The following is a 25,729-nucleotide window of genomic DNA, read 5'->3' on the forward strand; positions in this document are numbered from 1 at the left end:
AGCATGCCCGGTGTTTCTATGAATTCGATTTGTAGGCACTGGAGAGGTGCTGCACGTTTCAACACCCGCCTGAAATATGCAGCACCTCTCCTCCGCCTACAGCCGACGCACGCGAGAAATAGTCAGCAGCGCGGCTCCTGCAGCGAAGACGGCGATGCCTCCGGTCACCAGCCCGCCAGTTCCGGCTCCACCCGTGGTTGCAAGCGCCTCAGGTTCGACAATCCGGGCGGTCTCTGCAGGAACGCCATAGTCATCACACCACTCCTCAATGTACCCGCGCCATTCCTCCGGCTGATCTTCGGCCACCAAGCATGCTCGAATGGTCACCCAACCCCGTGTGCTTGAGGGTAGAGAAATTGGGTCCGAGGTGACCATCCGGTTTGGTGCATTCACCTCAACAAACCCCTGAGCGATCACCTCCGCCCCCTCAGGAACCTCGCTCTGCTGACGAGGCTGATCGGTGGATCCGTAGACGCTCAGGCGAATGCGCGCCGGGATTCTTTTCCCCGTCTCATCGCGCAGCCAGGCGCCGCCGTGCAGGGTAACCGTTACGCGATCGGTCAGGTGCATCTGATCGAGGGTCAGTTCGTTGCTCACCAGCTCGGTGGCCCAACGCAAACGGGTGGGCGTCACATGTCCCTCCTCAACGAGTCCGAATTCGTCACGGAAGAGGTATCCCTGAGGTATGAGCTGGGCCGCGCGCACCTCGGCGACCTGCGCCGACTCTTCGATCTCCCACACCCAGTAGTAGTATCCCGATTCGTCGGACATCTGCGTGCTTACGATCTCGTAGGTTCCTGGACCACGCTGAGCCAGCAACTGAGCGGTGCCAGCAACCGGGGCCCCAGCGGGAACCGTGACGCTCGGCGTCTGGGGCCGGTTGAACGGGCCGTAAATCACCCCATTTGCCACGATCGGCGCATAGACCAAGTTGCCTCCCTCGGTGACTCGCTGGGCCCACGGCGCACTGCCCTCGCCTTGAGACAGGGTGACGGTGTCCGCAAACGGCGCGCTCTCCCGGGGAATCCATCGCTCGACGACCTGCGTAGTGAGGACAGGTGAGAACTGCGTATCGATCATCAATTCAACCGGTTCCCACTCTCCCACGTGGGTCTCGGTCACCGCACCGACCGACCAAGTCAGCGTTTGCTCCTCAGGCACGAGGGACGGGTAGATCTCGAGCTGTGCGGGCCAACCGTGTGAGGGAAGGCTCCACGACCCGCTGACCCGCACCTGGTGCAGTCGTTGCCACCCGTTTGGGTGCAGGTCCGCACTCCATCGCACCTCCCCTGCTGCACTGCCATCAAGCGACAATACGGTCGTGCCATCGGCGAAGGTACCGCCGGTGATTCTCAATTCGGTGGCACCGAGTGGATAGGCAACAACGCCCTCGCCGAATCGTCCGTCCTCCCGCAGTTGCAGTCCAGCCGGGCTCGGCGTGGACGGTGGCAAAGCCGAAGCGATGGCCTCAGCAGCCAGTGCGCGAGCCTGACTGATGTGTCCGGCACCCCCGTGCTGCTCCACCCAGCTGATGTGATGGTTCAGCCACGCTGCCTCGCCGGCACCCTGTCGGAGCATCCAGATCGCGAATTGCACGGCTACGGCGGTGTCCGCGTTTTGAGTGTCGCCGTGTGCGGACAGCACATAGTTGATTCTCCGGAGCGGCTCGCCGCTGATGGGGGTCGTCGATACTCGACCCGACCAACCGGTCACATCTGACATGTCAACCGAGTACCCCCGCAACTCGTCCACCACTTCTGCAGACTGTTGAGTGAGCTGGGGCGGGTCTGCCCCCGGCTCGATGCAATAGACGAACTGGCCGTTTGCCAGCTGGAAGGTTCCGACCGGCCAACCGTTGAAGTCGATCATGCTCCCGGGGGTGTACGCCGATGCTGGGGGCTGGCCCGGCCCCGGAAGCGCGGCGAGCGAGAAACCCAGCACCAGCGCAAGACCAAGCGCGAGCATGCGGGCAAGTGTGAACGTACGCACTCGTAGATGAGTCATGGGGGTCCCTTCGATTTGGTTTCCCCAGCATGCGTGAACGCGCGCCCGCGCCGCCCGCGTTATCCACAGGCTCACCCCTGCCACAGAAACGCGCCCAGTCGGCCTCGATTCGTGCCGAACGAAGATCCGTGCTAGAGTAAGTTCTTGTGCCGCGGGGTGGAGCAGTTCGGTAGCTCGCCGGGCTCATAACCCGGAGGTCGTAGGTTCAAATCCTGCCCCCGCAACTGGAGAATGGCTCCTGATCAGGGATTTCCCGATCAGGAGCCATTCGCATTTCTGCCACATGTGGGCGAGGTTCCCCGCTGGAACGCCCTCAGCATTGCTCGCAGCCATCCCCGGCGAATCCTCCCGTTGCCCGGAAACAGAAACGGGCTCGGAAACATGTTCCGAGCCCGCCTGTGAGCGCCTAGTGTTAACCGGCATGCCACCCCACGAGGGGCGCATCAGCCGCCACAGTTACTCTGCCTGAATCGCCTGCTCCAGAGCAGCCCGGAGGCGCTCATCCGCTTCGCCGTACGCCGTCCAGTCGCCGTCCTTCATGGCCTGATCGCGATCAGCGATAGCCTGCTGCATCGCTTGGAGGGCAGACTGCATCGCGGCCGATTGGGTGGCCGAAGGTGCGCTCGGAGTGACGACTTCGCCGCCATCACTCACACCGTCTCCAGCGGGATCCTCGCCCTCGCCTACCGGCACGTCTCCGTCACCAGCCTGCGCACCCGAGTTGCCGCCGAAGAGCGAATCAAGCGCCTGATCGAGGGTGTCTTCGAACGCAATCTGGTCGCCGAAGGAGACGAGCACCTTTTGGAGAATCGGGAAACTGGTTCCCGACGAAGCCTGCACGTAGACGGGCTGCACGTAGAGCAGACCGCCGCCGAGGGGCAGCGTCAGTAGGTTGCCGCTGATGACCTGGCTCTCACCCTGACGCAGAATGTTCAGCAGGTTCGAGACCTGCGAATCAGTGGTGAAGCTGTTCTGAACCTGGCCGGGTCCGGGGACCGTGTTGCCCTTGGGCAACGTCAACAGCTTGAGTGTGCCATACCCCTCAGCCACGACGCCGTCTTCGGAACCTGCGTTGGCGTTTGCGGCGAGGTAGCCCGTCAGGATGTCGCGCTGCCCTTCACCTTCCGCTGCGGGAATATAGGTCGAGTAGATCGAGAAGTTCGGCTCCGCGCCAGTACCAGCAGACAGCGTCAAGTAGTACGGCGGCTGACGCAACGCGTCGGCGCTCCCAGCCGTCGCAGACACTGGATCGTTCGGCGTGCGCCACGCATCCTCCGAAGAGTAGAACGCGCCCGCATCAGTCACGTGGTACTTCGAGAGCACCTCACGCTGCGCGCGGAACAGATCACCCGGGTAACGAACATGGCTCAGCAGGTCGCCGCTCATCTCCTCGACCGGCTTCAATGTGTCGGGGAACACGTTGCCCCAAGCCTTCAGCAGCGGATCCTCCGTGTCCCATGCGTACAGATTCACTGAACCGTCGTAGGCATCAACCGTGGCCTTTACCGAGTTACGAATGTAGTTCACCGGATCAATAAGCGCAGAGGTCCGGGGGTTGTCGGCGTCTACCTTCAGCGCGTTGAAATCATTGAGGTCAGAGTACGGGTAATCCGACGAGGTTGTGTAGCCATCGATGATCCACACCACGCGTCCATCAACAACCGATGCGTATGGTGCTGAATCGATCGTGAGGTACGGAGCAACCTTCGAGACACGATCAACTGGATTCCGATCGTAGAGGATCTCCGAACCGTTGACCACGGCGCCCGACAGCAGCACCTCCATGTCTTGGAACTTCAAGGCATAAATCAACTTGGTGAAAATGTTCGAAAGCACTGGCCCGCCGCCACCGGCGAAGGTGGTGAGGTTCTGCCGGGTCCCGTCTGACTCAGCGACAACTTCCTCATCGGCAGCAGCCGCCTCAGCCTCAGCCGCGATGGCCGCCTCTTCCTCAGCCGCGGCGTCCGCGCCCAGGGTCCCTTCGGATGCCGCACCCTCGGTGGCCGCACCGTCTGAAGCCGTTTCCTCGGTGGCGGCTTCTTCTTCGGCAGGAGCCGGTGCCCCGCTCTCGTCATCCGCAGGATAGTCAAGTTCGATTGGACGGTCTCGCTCGCCACCCACGATGGAGTACTCAGGCGAGTTCATTCCAAAATAGATACGCGGCTCAAACTCGCCGAGTCGACCGCTCGTCGGGATCCCGCTCTCCAAGAAAACTGGCTCGCCGCCCTCTGAGCGTTGGTTACCGTAAGCGGCCACAAGACCGTAACCGTGGGTGTACACGAGCGTGCGGTTAAACCAGCTCGTCTGGCTCTCCACGTTGATGTCGCGCACTGCCGACACCGTGTCAACAACCTCGCCGTCAATCTCGTAGCGATCGACGCTCAGCGAGTCGGGGAACTGGTAGTACTGTCGGCTCTGCTCGAGCTGCGCGAATGTCGCCGAAACCACCTCGGGATCGATGATGCGAATATTCGCTGTCGCGACCGCATCGTCTCTGAGCGCACCGGGCTCAGCGGTGGTAACCGCGTCGTAGCGTTCGACCTCGACATCGTCGATTCCAAACGCCGTCCGGGTCGCCTCAATGTTGCGGGCCAGGTAGTCGCTCTCGAGACTCTTCTCATCGGGCGTGACCTGGAACTGCTGAACCGCCCACGGGTAACCGACGCCGAGAACCAAACTCGACACTAGGAGCAGCACGGTGCCAGTGACCGGCAGACGCCATTTTCCGGTGACGGCGGTGATGATGAAAAGAATCGCTATCAGTGCAGCAATCCCTGCCAGGATCTGCTTGCCGGGAATGACTGCGTTCACGCTCGCGAACGTTGCGCCGGTAAAGAGGCCAGCATCGTCGGTAAGCGCAAGGTACTGGTCGAGCCAAAGACTCGCGGCCTGCAGCAACAGGTAGAGCGCGGCCAGCACCGCGGCCTGGATGCGTGTGGATTTCGAGATACGCACGTCGCGACCGGAGAAAGCGATGCCGCCGTACAAATAGCTCGTTGCGACGCCAGCAAGGAGGCTAATCAAAATGATCGCGGAGGCGAAACCCACGACGCCCTGCAAGAGCGGCAAATCGAAGAGGTAAAAGGAGATGTCGAGGCCGAACTCAGGATCCTTCTCGCCGGTGGGCTCAGCATTCAGCCACAGCAGCACGGTCTGCCACTGCGAGGCAGCGGCCAGGCCAGCAAAGAGACCGAAGACCGCTGGGAGGAGCCACTTGATGAGTCGGCGAAGTGGCTCGACCATTTCTTGGTACCGGTCAAGTTGCGCGGTGAGTCGCGCATACACCGGCCGCTTCCGATACGCGAGATCGATGGCGAAAAACACCGGCACGGCCATTGCCACGAATCCGATGAGGAACATTACACCTGCGGCGATCCACTGAGTGGTGAGCACCGGCAGGAAGCCAAGCTGATCGAACCACATCACCTCACCGATGACGGTGGCGGCGGCGAGGAAGCCGAGAATGAGCACTACCACGAGCACCACGGTGATGGCGAGTGGTGAAATGCGGCGTGGGCGGGCCGGCGAGCTGGCTTGAGTCTGGTCGGTCACGTCGAAACTTCCTGTAGGGGTAGCGTATTCAGCGTCTTTTCAACCCTATACGTCTGCTCTGACAAAGCACTGGGCAAGCTCGGGCAAGCTGTGTGGGTGAGGAAGATTGACGTGCTATGCAGATGCCTCGCACCGCTCAAGTCCAGCCGGCGTTGCACCCGCGTTAAACGTGTCAATGGCGGCGATCGCCTCGGTAAGCGTGGCAACTGGTGCGACGGTCAGTCCTGAGGGCACCGATTTCGGAACGTCGGCGCAATTTGCGATCGGAAGGAGGAAGAGGTCGGTTCCCGCGCTGGCCGCGCCCCACAGTTTCTGGGGCACGCCCCCGATGGGCCCGACGGCGCCCAACTCGTCGATCGTGCCAGTGGCGCTGATACTGCGACCCTTTGCTAGCTCCTCCGGAGTCAAGAGATCATACAGAGCCAATGCAAAGGTGAGTCCTGCGCTCGGGCCTCCGATTTGGCCGAGCTGAATCTCGACATCAAACGGAATCTCAACTTCGGTGGTGACCGTGACACCGAGCAGCGGTTGTGGATCAGTGCCATTCGCCTGCGGGCTCACCACCACGCGCAGATCTTCTCCCTTTCGGTCTATATCCAGGGCCAGTTCCCCACCGGAGCCAGCATCGTTAAGCGCCGCCTGAAGCTCACCGAGCCCCCCAACACTTCGATCGCCCGCGGCAAGAATGGTATCTCCCTGCTCCAAGATCCCTGCGGCCGGTCCCCCTTCTATCACCGACATCACCTGCACCTCACCAGAGAGAGGGCGACCCAACTGCCCAAGCGCCGCAGCAGTTGCCTGCAATTTCGAAGTCTCCATGAGCTGCGCATTCGCTGCCGCGCGGTCCTCGGCCGTGATCCCTTCGGGATAGAGCGCAGAGAGTGGAACGACGGACTGCGTGGGGTCGAACCAGGTGCGCGCCAATGCCAGCCACGCGAGGGGCCGGTCAGGCGACCCACTGATGGTGACGCTCAATATGTTGATAGCACCGCTCGTAGGGAACGTTTCGGTTCCCCCGACGCTGATGACCGGGAGTTGGGCCTCGTCAGTCTCAAACGTGCCGAACGCATCAACCACGGGACCCGGTCGCTCGATGGCGTATGGGGAAGGGATGGTAGCGGCCCCCGCAGTTACCAGCGCCACTACCGCCGCCGCGATCCACCACCCACCCCTGACGCCACTGCCAGCCTCTTTCGTGTTCTCCGCCACGATATCCTTCCGTTCTCAACCCGATTGGGACCCCTGTTCGCAGTGAGCGGAACCCATGCAGCCGAGTGGGCACAATCTAGCAGCCGATTCTTGAGTGTGTGCCGTAGCGTGGAGGCGAACGCAAGGAGATGAGCGATGAGCGCGCACGACCACGACGACACACCCGGGGCAAGCGGAGACGATGCCTTCAATGAATTGCAGCGCATGCTTCGTGAATTGCTTGCGGGCGGCGGGCCGGCGGGCGGGAATTTTGATCCGGCTGCTCTCGCTCAGGCAGCGGGCCTCCCGGGCGACACTGCGGCCCTCCAAGGTCTGTTCGCCTCGCTGCAACGGGCCATGCAGAACCCGACAAAGGGCATCGACTGGTCAATCACGCGACGCACGGCGATTGAGATTGCCGGCGGTGGCGAACCGTCAGGTGATCCGGCCGGAGCGTTGCGAGCTTTTCCGGTCGCTTCGCTCTGGCTTGATGAGGTGACCGATGTCGGCCAGACTTCCGATGCCCCCCGAGCAATCACTCGCATCGAGTGGGTGCAGCAGAGCGTCGATACGTGGATCAGTCTGGCCGAGCCGGTGGCGAACTCCATCGCCGACGCTCTCACCGATGCGCTCACGGGTCAGCTCCCCGAGGAGCTCTCGGGTTCGATCGCCCAGTTCGGCCCCATGCTCCAGAGCGTCGGCGGCGCACTCTTTGCGACCCAGCTCGGACAGATCGTCGGTAAGTTGTCGCACGAGGTGGCGGCCGGTGGCGACGTGGGTATCCCCCTCTTCGAGGGGCCGGGGCGCGAGGGCGGGAGTTTAATACCCGCCGGGGTCACCGCGTTCGCGACCGGCCTCGACCAAGATGCTGAGGCCGTCACCCTGTATCTTGCGGTGCGCGAACTCGCCCACGCGCGACTATTTCGCCACACGAAGTGGCTACGTCTGCACCTCATCACGGCGGTGACCGACTACGCGCGCGGGATGCGAATCGACACAACGCACATCGAAGAACTCGCCAGGGATCTCGATCCCTCTGACACCTCAAAGATCCAGGAACTCGTGTCGAGCGGAGCCCTCATTCCGCCGAAGACCCCCGAGCAAGTGGCTGCGCACTCGCGACTTGAGACGATGCTTGCGCTCATTGAGGGGTGGGTCGATGTCGTCACGGCCAGTGCGGTGACGCGGTTGCCCGGCGCCGATGCGATTGCCGAGATGGTGCGTCGGCGTCGCGCCGCCGGAGGCCCCGCTGAGCATGCATTCGGCACGCTCGTTGGCCTCGAGCTTCGCCCACGCCGTCAACGGGAGGCCGCAGCAGTCTGGCGTCTGGTCGCCGAGCGCGGGAGCACGTCGCGGCGAGATGAGCTCTGGTCCCATCCTGATCTGCTTCCAACCGCCGAGGAACTCGACCATCCTGCCCGTTTGCTCGAGCGACTCGGGCTTTCGGGAGCCGAACCCGCCACCGCCGAGCCTGACGATTTCGATCGTGAACTCGCCTTGTTGCTCGATGGCGACCTCCCGCCCGCGGACGACGAGAGGGGATCAGGCACCACTGGTGGATCTGACTACATCAGCGGATCAGGAGACGACGATTCTCGAGACAATCTGCGTGGCGAGGAGCCGACGCCTCCCCCTGCATAGTCACCCCTGAAATCTCCCTCACAGCGCGGGCAAGCGCGAATATTCGGCATTCGGATCTTCGTCGCTGTGGATAACCCGGGGCCACGATGAAACGCGATGCATGCTGGGGACATGAAGGAATCGTTCGCTTGCATAGACCCGGCACTTCCTCTGTGTTGGGAGGATCCGGAGACGCTGCGCCTCGGCTTTGACCGGGCGGAAGCGCGTATCGTGGCCCCATCTGCGGCCACCCAGCGACTCCTCGGGGTCCTTCAACGGGGGTTACCACTCTCCGAGTTACCTCGGGCATCGCTCCGTGTTGGTGCAACGGCTGCTGAGCGGCGTGCGCTCATCGAGCTGGTCGCTCCCGTTCTCGTCACCAGGCCAATTGAGCGCGGAGCCAGAAACCCGAACCGCTCTGCCCGGAACACAGTACCTGGCACAGCATCACGCACAGCACTGGACACGGTAATGGGCACGGTAATGGGCACAGCACTGGGCACATCGCGCAGAAACACAAGAGTGTTGCCAGTACCTGACCTTGCTGCGCAGTTCCGAGTCGCCGTGCTCGGCGTGGGAGGTGCGACCGAAAGCCTCTGCCATGCCATCTCTCGAGCGGGGTGGGTGCCGCTCGATTGGCCCACGATTCCGTCTGACGCGCTCACTGACAACCGACCTCCTCGCGACGCATCGCCGCTCGGCAAGACCAGACACAGCGGGGATCAGCCTGGCTCAATGACACCCGTCCAAGCTCAGCCTGACCTATGCATTGTGGTGGAGCGCTTCATGGAACCGCCGGCAACCTTTCACGCGCTTGCCACATCTGGGGTGCCACACTTGACCCTGCGATTCACCGACCGCAGCGTCCGCATAGGGCCGCTGGTAGTGCCTGGCCGTGCCCCGTGCGTCAACTGCCTGCATTTGACTGAGGTCGCCGCAGACCCAGGTCTGCCTGCGCTCGCCGCGCAACTTCAGGGAGGCTTTCCCGCAGCAGAAACCCCCGCGAGCGTTGAGGTCGCCTCTGCCCTAGCCCTGGCCTACGTGCATCGGTGGCTGAGCGGTTCGGACTGGTCCCACGCGACGCAGCTGCGACTCGCGGTCGTCGATGGAATGCCAAGCCCGGTTCCCGAGGAGCACTCGGTACTCGTGCATCCAGACTGCGCGTGTGCGATGGCGAGCACTGCGCCCCCACCGCTCGAGGCTTCGGCGCTCAACCCGCGATGGTGAGTCCTGCCTCGGCAATGAAACGCGAGGGCTGACGCCCCCCACGCGCCCGGCCAGCGGAACCCGAGATACGCAACTCATCCCGCGCCCTCGTAATAGCCACGTACACAAGCCGACGTTCCTCTTCAATCGACTCCTCGTCGGTGGCATAGGAGATAGGGAACAGGCCTTCACTCATACCGACGAGGTGCACCAGCGACCATTCGAGCCCCTTTGCCGCGTGCACTGCGCTCAGTGTCACCGTGTCGAGCGTCGGCTCGTGATGCGCGCGTTGCCTTGCGAGCAGTTCCTCGCTGAACGCATGCACCGTTGTTCCGGGCGGCTGCTCATCAACAAGGGTGAGAATGCCGTTCAAGGCCTGCCAGCGTTCCCTCCCCGCTGAACCCGCAGGGGGCTGGGAACTCCAGCCGCAAGACCTGAGCAGGTCGCTCACAATCTGGAACAGTGGACGCGAATCGGCGACCTTTGACTGCCCACGAATGAGCATGACCGCCTGACGCACATCCGCACGGTCGAAGAATCGTTGAGCGCCGTGCACCCGAGACCCGATCCCGAATCGATCAAGCTCAGCCTCCACACTCGCAGATTGTGCGTTCGTGCGGAAGAGGACGGCGATCTCGCTGGCCGGTGTGCCCGCGGCAATGCTCGCCTTGATCGAGGCGGCAACGGCCTGCGCCTCATCTTTCTCGTTCGCAAACCACTCGACCGTCGGGGCGACCTGAGGCTTAGCCGACTCTCGTTGGGAGGTCAGGGTGAGGGCCCCCGGCCGATCTCGCATCAGTCGGTTCGCGCTGCGCACGATCGCCTCCCTGGAGCGGTAGTTGCGCTCGAGCCGAAACTCGCGGGCGTTCGGATGTTCGCTGGCAAAACGCAGGAGAAAGGAACTCGAGGCACCCGCGAAGCTGTAAATGGTCTGGCTGGCATCACCGACAACGCACACATCATCGCGTTCGCCGAGCCAAGCACGAAGCACCGCGTGCTGCAACGGCGACACGTCCTGATACTCGTCGACCGTAAAAAACCGATACCGCTCGCGCACCTGTATCGCAGCGCGCGGCTCGGTCTCGAGCATGCCAGCCAGGAGAATCAGCACATCTTCGAAATCGATCTGACGCCGGTCATCGAGCAGGCTTCCGTACCGCTCATGGATCGCGATGAGCTGTTCAGCAGTGACGCCTGAGGGGACGGGACGCGGATCCATCGACGTGGTGAGCCTCAGCGCGTAGCTCTCGAGACTCAGCATCGACACCTTGCGCCACTCGATCTCGCTCGCAATGTCGCGCAGGGTCTCGGTGGGGAGGCGTAAGTGCAGCGACTCAGCGGCCTGCGAGACGGTCGGAATCTTCCCCCCCAATACTTTTGGTGCGGGGCCACCCACCAGCTGGGGCCAGAAGAAGCCAAGCTGCGCGAGCGCGGCACCATGAAAGGTCTGCGCGCGCACGCCCTCAGCGCCAAGCGCCCGAAGTCGACCTTGCATCTCGCCGGCGGCTTTCCGCGTGAAAGTCACTGCGAGCACCCGTTCGGGGGTGTACACGCCGGTGCGCACGCCGTGCGCGATCCTCCGAGTGATCGTACGGGTTTTTCCCGTGCCCGCACCGGCCAGCACCAACACCGGGCCGCGCAGACACTCAGCGATCTCACGCTGATCGGGGTCGAGCCCGTCGAGCACGTCCCTCACCTCGGTCACGAACCAGCTCCGACGTCCTCCGGGGCTCCGTCGGGGTTGCTGCCCTCGGCGACCCAGCCGTCGATCAGCCACCGGGCAATCGAGAGGGTGCCCGGAAGCAACAGGCCAGGCACCGGAGATCGAAGCTCCGCGCGGGTGAACCACCGCAGCTCTGAAATCTCTTCGGGCTCGGGTGCAATGTCGTCGGGGTGAACGCCCGGGGCGAGCTTCGCCCGGAAGCCGAGCATCAGCGAGCGCGGAAACGGCCATGGCTGTGAAGCCACGTAGCGCACGTCGTCGACGAGGATTCCGGCTTCTTCTCCCACCTCGCGCACGACCGCCTGTTCGGCGGACTCTCCCGCCTCGACAAAGCCTGCAAGGAGCGAGAACCGGCCGGACTCCCACAAAACGTTCGAGCCCAGCAGCAGCCGATCTTCGTGCTCGACCAACACGATCACCGCAGGGTCAGTGCGAGGAAAATGCTCTCCTCCGTGCGCGTCGTGTCGGGCCCATCCGCCGAGCGCCGGTTCCGTCTGCTGGCCGTCGCGAGCCGAGAAAGGGTGGCTTGCGTGCCAGTTGCTCAGCGCGAGCGCGGTAGTCATCAGTTCACGCTCGGTGCGGTCAAGATTGGAGCTGAAGTCGAAGGGATGGCGCCACTCTGTGCCCGGAGGGTCGACACGACCGGTCGACCCGGTCGACCCGGTCGACTCCGTCGACTCCGTCGGCTCGTCAACGACCTCCGCGAATACCGCCCGCCCTTCCCACCGACCGAGGAAGAGTGACGTCGATGGTCGGTCGCCAACGACTGGGTGCAGCGCCAGCGAAACGTGGTCACCTGGGCCTGCAAGCACCAACACCTGTGGTCCGCGCAACCGGAGCAGTCTCGTCTGCGGCTCCTGCCAAGCCGCATTCAGCGTGTCGTCACTCATGCGAGTGCGGGCATCACGGTCGATACCGCTTCCCGACAGCGGCGGCGCATCCCGGTGCGTCATTCTCTGCTCCTCTATCAGCCAGCATCGCAGTCTCTGCGCGTGGCGTGCCCCGCCACGCCGTGCTCATGCCTACGCTGAACGTATGGCGAGCACCCCTCTAACCTTAGCCGCGCTGGCAACCTCGGCGGTGCCCGGGCTGAACGTGCACGGAACCCGCCCACACACCGGTGACGGTGACGGAGCATACAGCTCGGCAGTGCTGGTCACCGATGATGAAGATCTCATCATTCGCGTTCCTCGCACACCCAGCGCCGAGGTGCGGCAGTCGGCCGAGTTGTTGGGCCTCGCGGCACTTGCCGAGGGTGCTCGGGAGGCGCTGCCGTTTGCGGTACCCGCGACCCGCGGTATTACTCGCGCGGGTGACACCAAGGCGGTGGTCACCACTTTCCTCGAGGGAGGGCGGGTCGACGCGCAGAGCGTCGAGGCCGACGCGCTACTCCTGCAACCGGTTGCCGAAGCGCTCGCCGCGATCCACAATTTGCCTACTTCGCTGATCCAACAGGGCGGGTTGCCGATGCGTTCGGCTGAGGAGGCGCGCACCCAGGCAGTACGACTGGTTGAGCGGGCCGCCCACACCCACCTCTTGCCCGAAACCGTGCATCAGCGGTGGCTTGATACTCTCCGTTCGCCGTCCCTGTGGGATTTTGCGCCGACAGTTGTGCACGGCTCCTTGACCGCAGATCAGCTCATAGTGCGCGATGACCACATCGTCGGCATCTTGGGATGGGATGCGCTCGCAGCCGGCGATCCGGCAACTGATCTCGCGTGGTTGCTCGCCTCTGGAGGTGAGACCCTCGATTCGGTACTAGCGAGGTACTCAGCGATTCGCGGGGTAACCGGCATGCGAGAACTTCGGGCTCGAGCCCACTTTTACCACCAACTCGAGGTCGCTCGGTGGTTGCTGCACGGAGTCGATACCCACGATTCGACCATCGTCGATGACGCGGTTGCCATGTTCGATCGCTTGGTGGATCGGCTTGAGCGACTGGGTACCCCCATCCCTGCGCGCACGACCCTCTCGGGTAGCGAGGTCGAGGAACTGCTCGACGAGATTCCCGAGGTACCTTTTGACCCACGTTCCGAAACAGCGGAATACGAGGCTCTCGACGAGGATCGCATGTTCCACACCGACACCGACTTCATCGAACCCGTGTCCACCCCTGAGACTGATGCCCCGCCTAGCGAGAGTGATGACCAGGCGACCCAGCCCATCGATCCGCTCGAGAAGTAGCACGGGGCCAGAAGCTAGGAAGGGCCGCCTAACGACTGCGCAGCAGTCAGCCAGAGGAGTTCGAGTTCGGCCAGGGATCGGTTGCCTGCACCGCGCAACTCTTGGCCCTCGGCAACATAGAACAGGGTAACGTCGATGCGCTCGGGATCGATGCCCGCCCACTGTGCGTAGGCATGCCGATAGAGGTCTAGCTGGAGGAAGCGCGAGCGGCGTTCCGCATCATTCTTGGGCGGCCGGCCAGACTTCCAATCAACTACCTCCACTCGTGTTTCATCGCCCTCGCCAGTTTCGTACACCGCATCGAGTTTGCAGACAAGTCGCCTGCCCGCGAAGGGAATCGACACCTCAAGTTCGACCGCGATCGGTTGACGGTCGGCGAAGCGGGAGCGCTCGAATTGCTCGATCAATGGTTGCAGCTCGGCCTCGGTGTCGAACTCCACTGGCACGAGATCGATGGCTTCCGGATCGAGATCCCAGAGGGGCACGGATGTGCCCAGACTCGTGGTTGCCCGACGCTCCACCCACTCATGAAAACGATTGCCGGTGCGGGTGCGGCGGTAGGGACGCATGGGAATCGGTCGAATCCTGCGTCGCTCAGCTTCTTCCGGATCCTCAATGAACTCATGGAACGTTGATGCCGTCAGTCTGTCCGGGGACGCATGCTCGCTAGCCGCGGAGCTGGCGGTCGCCAAAACAGCTTCCTGTGCCGCCCGGCTAGGTGACGGGCCTGCCGCGTCTCGCTCGGCGAGCAGCAGTTCAACCGTCGGGTCGATGCCGCAGATCCGCTGTGTATCTGGGTTCCCTGACTTCGTCGTATCTGGGTTCCCTGACTCCGTCGGCTCCCCTGGCTTTTGGTGCTCCCCCGACTCCACCACAGCCGCGAGCGCACGCTCGAGCGTTCCCGCGGCGGCGAGCACCGCCTGAGCGCGCGCGCCCAGCGGATCCAATGGCCACTCCGCGGTGCGTTCAGGACGATCGAGGGGGTCTTCATCGTGCTCGCTCTGTGCGGGAAGCCCCGCAATCAACTGGGCATCTACGAGCTCAGTCAAGAAGGGTGACGGCCCGCGAGGTGTTTTGGTTCCGCCCCAGAAGGAACCGGTGAGAAGTAGCCGGGCGGCGGCACGGGTCACCGCGACGTAGGCGAGCCGACGTTCTTCCTCTTGATGACGGTCGGCGAGCAGACCCGCGTAGCCCGGCACCACTTCGACCTCGCCCTCAACGACGCGGCGCGACCCCCTAATTCGTTCCCTCAGCTCAGCCTGAGTCGTCGCAATGCGCCATTCGAGCTTCGGCCGCGCCGCGGCATCCCCCCGAAGCTCATCAGGAATCTTCCCTGGCCGCAGCCACCCCACTCCCTCCTTCGGCACGCTCGGAAACTCGCTCTCGACGAGACGCGGCACCACGACCAAATCCCATTCGAGCCCTTTCGCACCGTGACCGGTGATGAGGTGCACCGTGCCAGGCTCCGGCTCGGGCACATGCTCGGCTGCCTGATCAAGCTCCGTAAGCCGTTCGAGCCAGGCCAGCACCGAAGCGAGTGTGCCCTGCTCATCGGTCGAAAGAAATACCTCGATGAGGTCAGTGAACGCGTCGAGATTTGAGCGGGCGATCGCACTGCCCTCATAACCCGTGCGTTCGTTCGCCTCAAGCTCGATGTCAATTCGCAGCTCGTATTCGACCGTTCGCAGGAGGCTCGGAATGTCGCGCCCGACCGCTTGGCGGAGTCGTCGAAGCATCTGGCCCGCTTCGCGGATGCGATCCCTACCTGTCTCGCTGATGTGTGAGAGAGCGACGTGCTCCAGCCGCTTCATCGAGCTGATTTCGTCGACCGCATCGAGCAGGGTGAATTGACGGTCGGGGTCAGGAAGCACGCGTTCGCCTCGCAAATCTTCCGCGGAAAGGGGTTGCTGCCCGACGTCCCGTTGTGCGAACCAGCTGGCAGCCTGGCGAAGGCCCGCAAGGTCTGCCGCTCCCACCCGAAACCTCGGACTCGCAAGGAGCCGAATGAGGTCGGAGCCCGCGTCTGCGAACCAGATGCAGCGCAGCGCGCTTACCACCTCGGTCACCTCGGGCGTCGTAAGCAAGCCTCCCAGGCCCACGATGCGGTTTGGCACGCCCGCCCGGGTGAGCGCTTCCGACACTGCAGGCATCCATTTGCGCGCGCGCATCACGACGGCTGCGGTGGCGGGCGTGCCGGTGCGCTGCAGGTGCTCGGCTCGGGCCTCCCGCAGCCAGATCGACAGTTGCTCAAGTTCCTCGTCTAAGGTCTCAGGAAATCTCCACTCCACCGCGGGAGGTGTCTCCTTCGGCGTATCCGCCCCGAGATATTCCTCTTTGGACCGCAGCCGGGGCACGTCAATGGGAGAAGCTGCTGTGAGGGGCGCCGAGATGGAGTTCGCGACTTCGAGCACCTTGCTCGGGTTGCGCCAGCTCACCGAGAGACTGAGAGTCGTGGCTGCAACGGCCGGCCGAGCGTCCTCCCTTCCTACCGCGTCGCCCTCCGCCGCACCGCGAAAATCTCGATGGAACGACCGCAGGTTGTCGGCAGACGCTCCACGGAAACCATAGATCGACTGGTGTGGATCACCCACCGCCATAACCGAAGTGCCCGCGTACAGCATCGACAGAAGTCGGGTCTGACCTACTGAGGTGTCTTGCACCTCGTCCAGCAGCACAATCGGGGTGCGTTGGCGAAGTTGAACTACAGCCTTGGGAAAGCGCTCCAGGGTCTCTACCGCGAGCGCAAGCTGATCTGAGAACTCGATGAGACCGCGTCGTCGCTTCTCCTCGGCGAACACACGAGCTAGGCGAAGCGCGATCTGGGTGCCGCGCATGTTCCTGAGGATGTCGCGAATGTCGGCATACACCTTGTGCGCGCCCGTCGATTTCTCGTTGTAGGGCAACGATCCCACCCGCTCGAACTCAGTCACCACCTGCGCGACGAGATCGAAGGAAGTGAGATTGTCGGAGACCGCATGGTCGAGTTCGATGACCCGGCTCACCACCCGGGCGATTGAGTCACCCGAAGACACCAGTTCGGGGTCGGTGCTCTCGCACACCACGTCGCGCGCAATGCGCCACGCCGTGGCCTCGTCTATCACCGTGGCAGAGGAGGACACTCCTGCGAGCGCACCGAACTCCTGAACGACACCGGATGCGAAGGCGTTGTAGGTGCTTACATCGGGCAAGTCGAGGCCGTCACCCAGCAACTCCGAAAGCAACCGGGCCCGATTTGCCTCAGTAGCGCTGAGGAGGCCCCGCTCGCCGGCATCGATCAGCCGCTCAGTGAAAGCCATGAGGCGTCCCGAGATTCTTTCCCCCAGCTCGCCAGCCGCCTTGCGGGTGAAGGTGAGTCCGAGCACCTGCGAGGGACTGACCAAGCCGTTTGCCACTAGCCACACCACTCGGTTCGCCATCGTTTCGGTCTTACCACTGCCAGCGCCAGCAATGACGAGGGTGGTGTTTCCGAGTGGGTGTTCGATGATCTTGGTTTGCTCGGTGGTGGGGGTGATGACGGCGTTACCAGGCCCCGCCATGATCTCAGCTACCCGGGCCGCAGAGAAGACAGGAGCGGCAGCAGGGTCTGAGGCCGGCGGGGAGAATCGAGTGTTTTGCTCATTCATGCGTGACTCACCGCCGGAATTATGTGGAGTCGGCACGATCCGCCAACCGCGTGTGGGTCGCTGCAGTGGTGTTCGACGCGCGCCACAAACGTGCCTCCAGCCATCACTTCGGCTACCGCGGACACACGCTCCGTGAACAAGCGCTGCCCCTCATCGTCGAGCAAGGGCTGCGTCGGCTGACGAAATGTGCTGCCCGCCTCAGCCCCCCGCGTAGTGCGCACGTCGGGGTGCACAAACAGCAGTCGAGCGCCACCGTTGACCGTGTCGGCGGGAGACGCCCCATCCTCGAGGTCAAACGCCTGGTGGATGAGGCCCATCTGGTAGGCCTGCAACTGTGCGTTCGCAGGGAGCTCCGGCCCAGGTGGTAACTTTCCGCCAGTTTTCAGGTCGACCACCGAGATCTCGACTCGACCATCGGCAAGCTCCCGCGCCTCAAGGCGATCGGCAACGCCCACAATGCGGGCGCGATCAATCTCCAGACGGAGTTTCGCTTCGCGGCCGATAACTCTGCGATTAGAGGATTCGAACTCGGCAAGATAGTCGGCAAGTCCGCGCGCCATGTCTTTTACGAGTTCCATCTTTCGCGCCGACTCCCATTCAGCCTCGAACACGAGGCCACCCCACTCGGCAAATACCACCTCGACCAGCTTCTCCGCACTCACGGCCCCCTCCGCCGTTTCCAAGGCGCGATGGAGCAGCGTGCCGATTCCCTGGCTCACGCCGGCACTTGCCCCACCGAGCGTCGAAATCGCCCAGTCAAGAGGACACCGCTCGGCATCTTCGAGCCTCGAGGGACTGACCGAAACACGTGCATCGGGTTCACCTGCGAGATCGACAAGGGGGCGCTCGGTGCTCGGGGGCCTGACTCCGTACCACTCTGACGGGTGTGCGCCGGGGGCCCCCGCCTGAGCGAGCGCTACCAGAGACCGAAGCGCCACTTCATCGGCAAGATTCGCCGTCAGACGACGCCGCATTTCGGCCACCGCGCCCCGCAACGTCAGTCTGGAACTCGGCAACGGCTCGACAACCGCATATTCGCGACCAAGCCCAAAGAATGCGCTGGGGTGGCTATCTTCGTCTGAAATCGCCACCGCGAGTATCTCCTCACGCGCTCGGGCGCAGCTGTGCACGAGAAGTCGGAGCTCGTCGTGCAGTGTGTCTTTGCGAGAAGGGGGAACGGCGGCCTCGCCTCGCAACCATCGTTCGAGGGAAATCACCCCGAGCAAAGAACCGCGGGATCGGAGGTTTGGCCACGACCCCTCCTGCGGGCCAAGCACACACACCACCCGAAACTCACGACCGACCACCCCCTGCGGTGTGGTCACCGTCACAACATCGCGTTCGCTTCGAGCGGCAAGTGAATCCCGGGGAACGGAACTCACAAGCAGCTCGCGAAGCAGCTCGGGCACTGGTACCTCGCTGTTTTGTTCCTCGTGCCGCTGGAGCGCGAAGAAAAGCCCCAACACCGCATCAAGCGATTGGTGAGCTTCGTCTGCCCGCGAGCCCCGACCCTCCAGTGCCTCATTCTGCAGTGATTGGGCTAGGCCCGTGCCCTGCCAGATCTCCCACAGCACCTCGCGGGGCGTGCCGCCACGCGAGGCCATCGCCCTCGCTGCCGCAATCAGCGAGCCGAGACGCCCGAGGCTCCGGCCTGCGCGCGAGTCGACTACAGGTGTAGTTCCCGGCGTAGCGCAGGCAAGCGCGATGAGCTCATCGACGGCGATCGGAGCGCGTTCTTCCGCACGTGCGCGTCGGTTCTCTTGCAGCCTCAGCTCGCCCCGCAAACGTCGCAGCGCAATAGGGTCCAGCCCCCCGATGACTCCTCCCAACAAGTCGAGCAAATCTCGCGGCGTCAGCTCTTCATAACCGAGCGCGTGTTGCAGCACGAGGATCAGCTCCCGCACGAGCTGATGGTCCCGCAACACGACCCCGCCAGCGGCCACGTTCGTTGGCACCTGGTGCCCGGCCAACATTCGCGCGGCGCGGATCACCTCACCCCTGCTCCGACAAATCACTGCCATGTCGCGCCATGCCACCGGAATCCCGCCGTCGAGCCCCAGCCTCCTCCGGCGCAGACGGTGCGCGATCACACCTAGCTGCTCAGCTGACGATGCGACGGTCGCGAACTGCACACTGTCTCCTGATCCCACACGCCGCCCCTCGAGCGCTCTCTGCGCCTCGGTGCTGGGCTCTGCGGATTCCCGGGATTCCAGACACGCTGCCCGTTCAGCAGCCCGAGCCGCACGCTGCTGACCGACGCCAGCAGTACCGACCCGCGTACTCAGCTGCTGCACGAAAGAACGCAGCGTCTCCCCCTGGCGATAGACGTGCGTCAGCACCACCAGCTGTTCATCGAAACCGGCAGGCAGCCGCGCGGCGCCACGCCGGGCAAGCTCTGCACCCACGCCTGCGAGTATCCGTACGCGCTCACCGTGAAAGGCCCCAGTCGAGATGTCTGGGTCGCCGAACGCCCAGACGCGGGTGCCCCGACCAACAAGTGCGACCAAGAGTGCGAGCTCACCCTCACCCAGCTCCTGCGCGTCGTCGACCAAGACCAACCGCGGCACCGCGATCTCACGCTCTGAAGCCAACGCCTCACCAGCTGCTTTGAGAAGTTCGCTCGACGACAGTTCGTCGGGGCGGGACGCACGAAGGTGAGCATGCACCGCAGCCACCAGATCACAGGCGACGATCCAGTGCTCGGCCAGTTCGGGGTCGGGCAACAGCGAGTGGGCTCCCCCGCTCTCACGTAACTGTGTCCGCAGCCTTGCTGAGAGTTCTTCCGGGTTGATCGCGAAGTCGTCGAGCACCCGCGAGAACTCCCGCAGTTCTGCCCGGAAGGCCTCACCCCGCAAGATATCGGGGTGGAGCCCCCCGCTTTGCAATAGAGACGCCGTCTCCCTTCCTGCGGAAAGCGCGGCCTCCACCGCCCTGGCCACCGCCTCGTCGTGGGCTGTGCCCGTTAGCAATCGCTGAGGTGTGCGACCCTCAGTCGCAGCGAGCCTCTGCAGCAGCGCAAAAGCAAACGATGCAGCGGTACGCACGGGGGTGCCCCCCAGCGCCCCGTCGATGCGACGCTCGAGCTTGCTGCGCAGACCTGCCGCCACCTCCCGGTTCGCGCCCAACACCCAAACATCGCTTTCTCGCCAGCCCGGCAGGCGAAGATGCCGGGCTGTCAGCTCCAATAGGATCTCTGACTTGCCGCTGCCCGGCGCACCGAGCACTCGCGCATGGCGGGCGGGGTCAAGTGCGAGCGCCAACTGCTGGGAGGGGTCGTGCGTGATCATGCCGTCAGCTTAGGGCGAGCCCCCGACACTAACCCGCCGACACCAGCTTCACGCAGCACGCCTCGGGCTGCGCTGGTGGCGAACGATCGGCCCGATCCACCAACTGCCGCGCGGCGACGTCGTAGACTCGAGCCCTAGCTCTTCGCGCCCACGCGCAAATGGTTTTGAGACGTCATTCACCCCAGGAGGCCCCCGTGGAAGTTCGTATCGGCATTACCCATTCCCCTCGCGAACTGAGCTTCGAGTCCAACGTTGCTGTGGCTGAGCTACAAGAGCTTGTTGGAAATGCAATCTCGGGCAGTGAGCCGCTCGTTACCTTCACCGACGCCAAGGGTAAGCACTACCTTGTGGCCACCGCCGCGATCGCCTACGTCGAGCTTGGTTCAGACGCAGGCCGTCGCGTGGGTTTCGTCAACTAACTCGCTGAGTCTCGCCAGCTGACACTTCCAGTCGCTATGCGGGCACCCTGACCACTGCTGCTGGCACCTCTTCGGGCTTCCCGAAGAGGTAGCCCTGCATGAGATCGACGTCCTTGTCGCGCAGATACCGGTACTCCTCGGGTGTTTCAATGCCCTCGGCGAGAATACTCAGGCCGATTTTCTGACCGTTCTCGATAAACATATCGAGTTGCGCCTGCTTCTCAGGATCGAGATGGATGTCGCGAATGACTTCCATATCGATCTTCATGTAATCGGGCTGAAGCTGCAGTAACGTGCGAACATCGGAGAAGCCGCTCCCAATGTCGTCGAGTGCGGTCGAATATCCCTTATCGCGGTAGTAGTCGAGAATCCGATTTAGATGGTCGAAATCTTCCACTTTCTCAGTCTCGACCACCTCGAAGACCACCTGCTCGGAGTCGAGCCCTTCTTCTGCCAAGACACGGGCCGTAGTCTGCAAGCAGAGTGTCGGCTCGTAGATCGCTGTGGGCACGAAATTGATGAAGACCTTCTGGGTGATGCCCTGCCTCGCGGCGGCACGCAAGGAGGCCTCGCGGCATGCCCGGTCGAGGTAGAAGAGCAGATCCATCGCCTTCGCCTGCGCAAACAGCTCAAACGGGTTCATGATACTGCCGTCGGGCAGGATCCCCCGGCTGAGCGCCTCGTAGCCGTAGATTTCTCCTGTTTTCGCGCGAATGATTGGCTGGAACAGGGTCTTGATGCGAGCCTCATCAATGATCGACACCACATCCTGGCCGCGTGCGATGACTTCCCACTCCGAGAGACTCTTCAGATTTCTGATCGAGGCAAAGCTCGGTTGCTCGCCCGGCGGCAGCGGGAGAACTTTGACGTCGCTCTGTTCAACGGAGTTGAATACGGTGGAGACGAGGAAGCTGATGAGAGATTCAAACCCCACAGCAGAGACGAGAATACCGCCGTCTACTCGAGCAAAGGAATAGTCGCTCGCCGCGAGTTCTCTCTCGACGAGCACGAGGTGTCGATCCGTCGGTAGATGCACATAGACATCGGATTCGGAGAACACGAGTTTGGGGAGCTGCTCACACCCACTGCACAATAAACGCTTTGGCACAGTCTCTTCCTATCGTCTTTTGAGCAGGCATGCGACCTCAACATGCCGGGTATGAGGGAACATGTCAAACACCTGCGCTTGCTGCACTGCGTACGACGGCATCGCTGCAAGGTCGCGTGCAAGGCTCTCAGGGTTGCAGCTGGAGTAGACCACGTGTGGCATGCCCGAGCCCTCGATCCACGCCGCGAGCTCCTGCCCAATGCCGCGTCTGGGTGGGTTCACGATGAGTGCTTCGGGTAGGTCGTCCGGATCCGCGGCGAGCGCAAATGCGGTCGCATCACTGGCCTCGAACCGCGCGCGAACGCCAGCCTCCTGTGCGGATCGAGTTGCGGCACTCACCGCAGCAGAGCTCAGTTCGACGCCAATCACGTCGCGACCGGCCACCGAGCTGACGCCAGCACTCGCACCCGAATCCACACTTGCACCTGCACCTGCACCTGCACCTGCCTCCGCGCAGTGCAACGCGAAGCCGCCGACTCCGCAGTACAGGTCCCAGACCGAGATTGGGGCAACGTCATTTATCCACACGGCGACCTGCGCGTAGAGCGCACGTGCCACGGCCGTATTCGTCTGGAAGAAGCTCCGAGGTTGGAGGTGCAGAGTGATTCCCCCGAGCCGCATCGGCAGCGAGCTCCCGAGAAGCATTTCCTCTCGTTCCCCCTCAAGCACCGCTTTGTGCTCGGGCAAGAGATTTACTGAGATGACAGCAGCCCGAGGCACGGCTCGGCGAATCGAGGCGAGCGCCGAGCGCAGCAGCGATAGGCCCTGCTCGCTTCGCACGACGAACCGCAGCATCAGTTCGCCGCCACCATTCGCCAGTGAATCAGCTGGCGCCTCCGTGACGTGCACAAACTTCAGCTCACCGCGTCGCGCGGGCACATCGTAGGGTTCGATGCCGAGAACGTTCAGCAACCCGGCGAGCGCCGGAAGCTCTGAGGCGATACCAGGAGATTGGATCGCACACTCCCGCAGGTCAACTCCCTGGCCGTCCGGCCCCAGGATGCCGAGCGTCACCTTCCCTCGACGGCCACCCACCACAAGCTTGGCGCGATTGCGAAACCCGCGGTCGCCGCCTGAAACTGGCTCAAGCCAAGCCCCGGCCGGAACCGAAGGTAGCAGTGCGCGGGAACGCTCGAATTTGTCGGCAATTTGCTGCGCATACGGAGTTCCGATGAGCGAACAGGAACGACACTCATTTGCCCGGAAGTAGCGGCACTGCAGCTGCGGCTGATCCGCCCCGGAAATTGCCACCGGCATGCCCTCGGTCGCGGACACCTAAGCGGTCAGACCCAGGCTGTCCATGCGCCTGGTGTGTTCAGCGATCAGCTCGGTGAAGACCGGCTCGACCTCACTCGCCACGAACTCGCGTTTTTCACTCAGCGTAAGCACCGCGCGCGAGACGAGAAGCGTGTCTCCGACCAGCCTGCGGCCCCAGAGCGAAAGTCGGTGGGCGATCGTGGGATCCGCAGCGATCTCAGCGGAGAGCAGCTCGGCCAGCTCATCACGTCCAGTGGAATCGCGCAGAATCGACACGGCGTCGGAGCGATAGCTGTCTTTCAGGCCTCCGGCGAGCGCCGCGAAGAACCCATCGAACAGCCCGCCCACGAGGTATATCGAGAGCACGTGTTGGTGCCAGTCACGCACCTCAATGCGGTCGATGTAGCTATCGATGACCTCGGTGAACGGTGTCATCACTTTGTGCGGCTCATGCTCGCGGCGGCGCAGTTCATCGGTGAGTTTCTGGTGTTTGTGTAGGCTCACCCCGGCGACGCGGGCGAGCACCTCTTTAGCTTGCAGGTTGGGTGCACCGGCGACTGCTGTGGCCGAGGCCTCGTAGAGCTCGAGCTGCAGGTAGGCGGTCAGGCCGAGAAACGGCAGAATTCCGGGGGCGAATTCCGCGAGTTCAACGCGCACTGCCTCGACATCGCCATTTCGCATGCCTGACAAGCGCGCGGGCACCTTCGGCTTGCGCAGTCCCTTGATCCACTCGAACACTTGGCCAGTGTACCGGCGCTCGCAGGCACCCACCGCATAGACTGGGCCAAGCAGACGACTCTTTCTCTCGCCTGCACGTCATTTGGCGCCACTGCCGAGGAGCAGCGGCGCGCTACGCGTAGGGCTCAGTCAGCGCGTAGCACAGCTCTACCGACAGGATCTCACGTGACCACGTTCTCTGAACTCGGCGTCGAACAAGACCTGGTCGACGCTCTCGCGTCTTCCGGCATCATCGACGCGTTTCCCATTCAAGTTGAAACCATTCCTCTTGCGCTCTCGGGCCAAGACATCATCGGCCAGGCCAAGACAGGCACCGGCAAGACCTTCGGATTTGGCCTCCCCTTGCTGCAGCGCCTGGGTCATGCGCCCGGGCCCGGCGTGCAGGCTCTCGTGGTCGTACCGACACGCGAGCTCGCGGTGCAGGTTTTCGAAGACCTCGAGCTGGCAGCCAAGGGCCGCGCAACCAAGATTGTGCCGATTTACGGCGGCAAGGCGTATGAGGGCCAGATCGACCAACTGAAAGACGGCGCACAGGTCGTCGTCGGCACCCCTGGTCGACTGCTCGACCTCGCCGGCCAGCGCATCCTCGACCTCAAGAACGTGCGCGAGATGGTGCTCGATGAGGCCGACAAAATGCTCGACCTCGGCTTTCTCGCTGACATCGAAAAGCTCTTCGCGCAGACTCCGCCGGTGCGTCACACCATGCTCTTCTCGGCCACGATGCCGGGCACGATCGTGGCGCTAGCTCGCCGCTTCATGAGCAATCCGATTCACATTCGCGCGACTGACCCCGATGAGGGGCAGATGCAGGCGAACATTGAGCACATCATTTATCGCGCGCACTCGCTGGATAAAGACGAAATCATCGGGCGTATCCTGCAGGCCGAAGGTCGCGGCAAGACTGTCATCTTCATGCGCACCAAGCGTGCCGCCGCGCGACTGCAGGAAGAGCTTACCGATCGCGGCTTCGCTGCGGTGAGCGTGCACGGCGACCTGAATCAGGAGCAGCGCGAGCGCGCAATGGCTTCGTTCAAGGCGGGCAAGAAAGAGATCCTGATCGCCACCGACGTCGCAGCCCGCGGTATCGACGTCGACGACGTCACGCACGTGATTAATCACACCGTTCCCGAGGACGAGAAGGCCTATCTGCACCGAGTCGGGCGCACCGGGCGGGCCGGGCGCACCGGTATCGCGGTCACCTTCGTCGACTGGGACGACATGCACAAGTGGGCGCTCATCAACAACGCGCTCGAGTTCGGCATCCCCGAACCCCGCGAAACCTATTCCTCTTCCCCCCACTTTATGGAGGAACTGAAGATTCCCGAGGGCACCAAGGGGCGACTCAAAGCAACGCCCATCAAGGAGCGCGCACCTCGCGGCGACCAAGGTCGCGGTGGGTCGACTCGCAGCGGTTCAGCTCGCGGCGGATCAGCTCGCGGCGGTTCAGACGATTCAGCGAGTTCAGCAGATGGTGGATCGGGCTCATCCAGCCGCACCCGCAGCCGCACCCGCAGCGCAAACCCAAAGGGGCGCGGGCGTCATGAGGCGCACAGCCACGAGGGTCACGGGCATGACAGCGAAGGTACCGGCGAGCCGGGCGCGGATCGCGAAGCGATCCAAGCCATCGCGTTGGGCGAGGGCACCTCGACATCGGCCCGGAGACGCAGGCGTCGCCGCCGGAACACGGGAACCGGCGAGGGATCTGCGGGCGGCGCAGGCGAGGCTCAGGTCTCACCGAACTCCGCAGAGTAAGCGCAGGGTAAGCGCAGAGTAAGTTCTGACTCAGCACCAATGAGGCACGAGGGGCTCTCGAGGTTTCG

General features: G+C 63.3%; 15 protein-coding genes and 1 tRNA gene. 6 read left to right on the forward strand and 10 right to left on the reverse strand.

The window, feature by feature from the left end:
• Positions 1-96: 96 nt before the first annotated feature.
• The gene (locus tag ACTNFJ_RS06545) at positions 97-2,004 is read right to left on the reverse strand and encodes a hypothetical protein (RefSeq protein WP_435905604.1); all 1,908 of its coding nucleotides are present in this window, start codon (positions 2,002-2,004) and stop codon (positions 97-99) included.
• 150 nt (positions 2,005-2,154) lie between these two features.
• Here ACTNFJ_RS06545 and ACTNFJ_RS06550 point away from each other — a divergent pair.
• A tRNA-Met gene (locus ACTNFJ_RS06550) sits at positions 2,155-2,228 on the forward strand.
• A gap of 232 nt (positions 2,229-2,460) precedes the next feature.
• On the opposite strand, the gene ACTNFJ_RS06555 is transcribed toward ACTNFJ_RS06550, so the two are convergent.
• Positions 2,461-5,556 (reverse strand): UPF0182 family membrane protein, encoded by a 3,096-nt coding sequence (locus ACTNFJ_RS06555; RefSeq protein ID WP_435905605.1) that lies wholly within the window; start codon positions 5,554-5,556, stop codon positions 2,461-2,463.
• Between the two features lie 114 nt (positions 5,557-5,670).
• A complete protein-coding gene (locus tag ACTNFJ_RS06560) occupies positions 5,671-6,765 on the reverse strand; it encodes a YlbL family protein (RefSeq protein ID WP_435905606.1) in 1,095 nt (364 codons plus the stop codon).
• Between the two features lie 135 nt (positions 6,766-6,900).
• Between ACTNFJ_RS06560 and ACTNFJ_RS06565 the strand changes: the two genes are divergently transcribed.
• Positions 6,901-8,385 carry a zinc-dependent metalloprotease gene (locus ACTNFJ_RS06565; RefSeq protein ID WP_435905607.1) on the forward strand — a complete coding sequence of 495 codons (1,485 nt, stop codon included), beginning with the start codon at positions 6,901-6,903 and terminating at the stop codon, positions 8,383-8,385.
• 501 nt (positions 8,386-8,886) lie between these two features.
• Entirely contained in the window at positions 8,887-9,591 is a 705-nt protein-coding gene (locus ACTNFJ_RS06570; protein ID WP_444711767.1) for a hypothetical protein, read from the forward strand.
• On the opposite strand, the gene ACTNFJ_RS06575 is transcribed toward ACTNFJ_RS06570, so the two are convergent.
• Positions 9,575-11,275 carry an ATP-dependent helicase gene (locus ACTNFJ_RS06575; RefSeq protein WP_435905609.1) on the reverse strand — a complete coding sequence of 567 codons (1,701 nt, stop codon included), beginning with the start codon at positions 11,273-11,275 and terminating at the stop codon, positions 9,575-9,577. The genes ACTNFJ_RS06570 and ACTNFJ_RS06575 overlap by 17 nt on opposite strands.
• Positions 11,272-12,246, reverse strand: coding sequence for an NAD(+) diphosphatase (gene nudC / locus ACTNFJ_RS06580; protein WP_435905610.1), 975 nt, complete (start codon positions 12,244-12,246; stop codon positions 11,272-11,274). The genes ACTNFJ_RS06575 and nudC overlap by 4 nt, the downstream gene beginning before the upstream one ends.
• 82 nt (positions 12,247-12,328) lie before the next feature.
• On the opposite strand from nudC, the gene ACTNFJ_RS06585 reads away from it, so the two are divergent.
• Positions 12,329-13,477 (forward strand): phosphotransferase, encoded by a 1,149-nt coding sequence (locus ACTNFJ_RS06585; RefSeq protein ID WP_435905611.1) that lies wholly within the window; start codon positions 12,329-12,331, stop codon positions 13,475-13,477.
• 14 nt (positions 13,478-13,491) lie between these two features.
• On the opposite strand, the gene ACTNFJ_RS06590 is transcribed toward ACTNFJ_RS06585, so the two are convergent.
• A complete protein-coding gene (locus ACTNFJ_RS06590; protein ID WP_435905612.1) occupies positions 13,492-17,100 on the reverse strand; it encodes an ATP-dependent helicase in 3,609 nt (1,202 codons plus the stop codon).
• Positions 17,097-20,387, reverse strand: a complete 3,291-nt coding sequence (locus ACTNFJ_RS06595) for a PD-(D/E)XK nuclease family protein (RefSeq protein WP_435905613.1) — start codon at positions 20,385-20,387, stop codon at positions 17,097-17,099. The genes ACTNFJ_RS06590 and ACTNFJ_RS06595 overlap by 4 nt, the downstream gene beginning before the upstream one ends.
• Before the next feature lie 194 nt (positions 20,388-20,581).
• Between ACTNFJ_RS06595 and ACTNFJ_RS06600 the strand changes: the two genes are divergently transcribed.
• Positions 20,582-20,806 carry a DUF3107 domain-containing protein gene (locus ACTNFJ_RS06600; protein ID WP_435905614.1) on the forward strand — a complete coding sequence of 75 codons (225 nt, stop codon included), beginning with the start codon at positions 20,582-20,584 and terminating at the stop codon, positions 20,804-20,806.
• Between the two features lie 34 nt (positions 20,807-20,840).
• On the opposite strand, the gene ACTNFJ_RS06605 is transcribed toward ACTNFJ_RS06600, so the two are convergent.
• From ACTNFJ_RS06605 to ACTNFJ_RS06615, 3 genes are read right to left on the reverse strand one after another with little or no spacing between them, the layout of a single operon-like run.
• Positions 20,841-21,914, reverse strand: a complete 1,074-nt coding sequence (locus ACTNFJ_RS06605) for an EAL domain-containing protein (protein ID WP_435905615.1) — start codon at positions 21,912-21,914, stop codon at positions 20,841-20,843.
• A gap of 9 nt (positions 21,915-21,923) precedes the next feature.
• Complete coding sequence (locus tag ACTNFJ_RS06610) at positions 21,924-23,171, reverse strand: methyltransferase domain-containing protein (protein WP_435905838.1); 1,248 nt, start codon at positions 23,169-23,171, stop codon at positions 21,924-21,926.
• A gap of 18 nt (positions 23,172-23,189) precedes the next feature.
• A complete protein-coding gene (locus ACTNFJ_RS06615; RefSeq protein ID WP_435905616.1) occupies positions 23,190-23,909 on the reverse strand; it encodes a ferritin-like fold-containing protein in 720 nt (239 codons plus the stop codon).
• Positions 23,910-24,074: 165 nt separating this feature from the next.
• On the opposite strand from ACTNFJ_RS06615, the gene ACTNFJ_RS06620 reads away from it, so the two are divergent.
• Complete coding sequence (locus ACTNFJ_RS06620; protein ID WP_435905617.1) at positions 24,075-25,661, forward strand: DEAD/DEAH box helicase; 1,587 nt, start codon at positions 24,075-24,077, stop codon at positions 25,659-25,661.
• Positions 25,662-25,729: the final 68 nt, after the last annotated feature.

It is taken from the genome of Leucobacter shiyiweii (assembly GCF_052446065.1).
GTDB lineage: Bacteria > Actinomycetota > Actinomycetes > Actinomycetales > Microbacteriaceae > Leucobacter.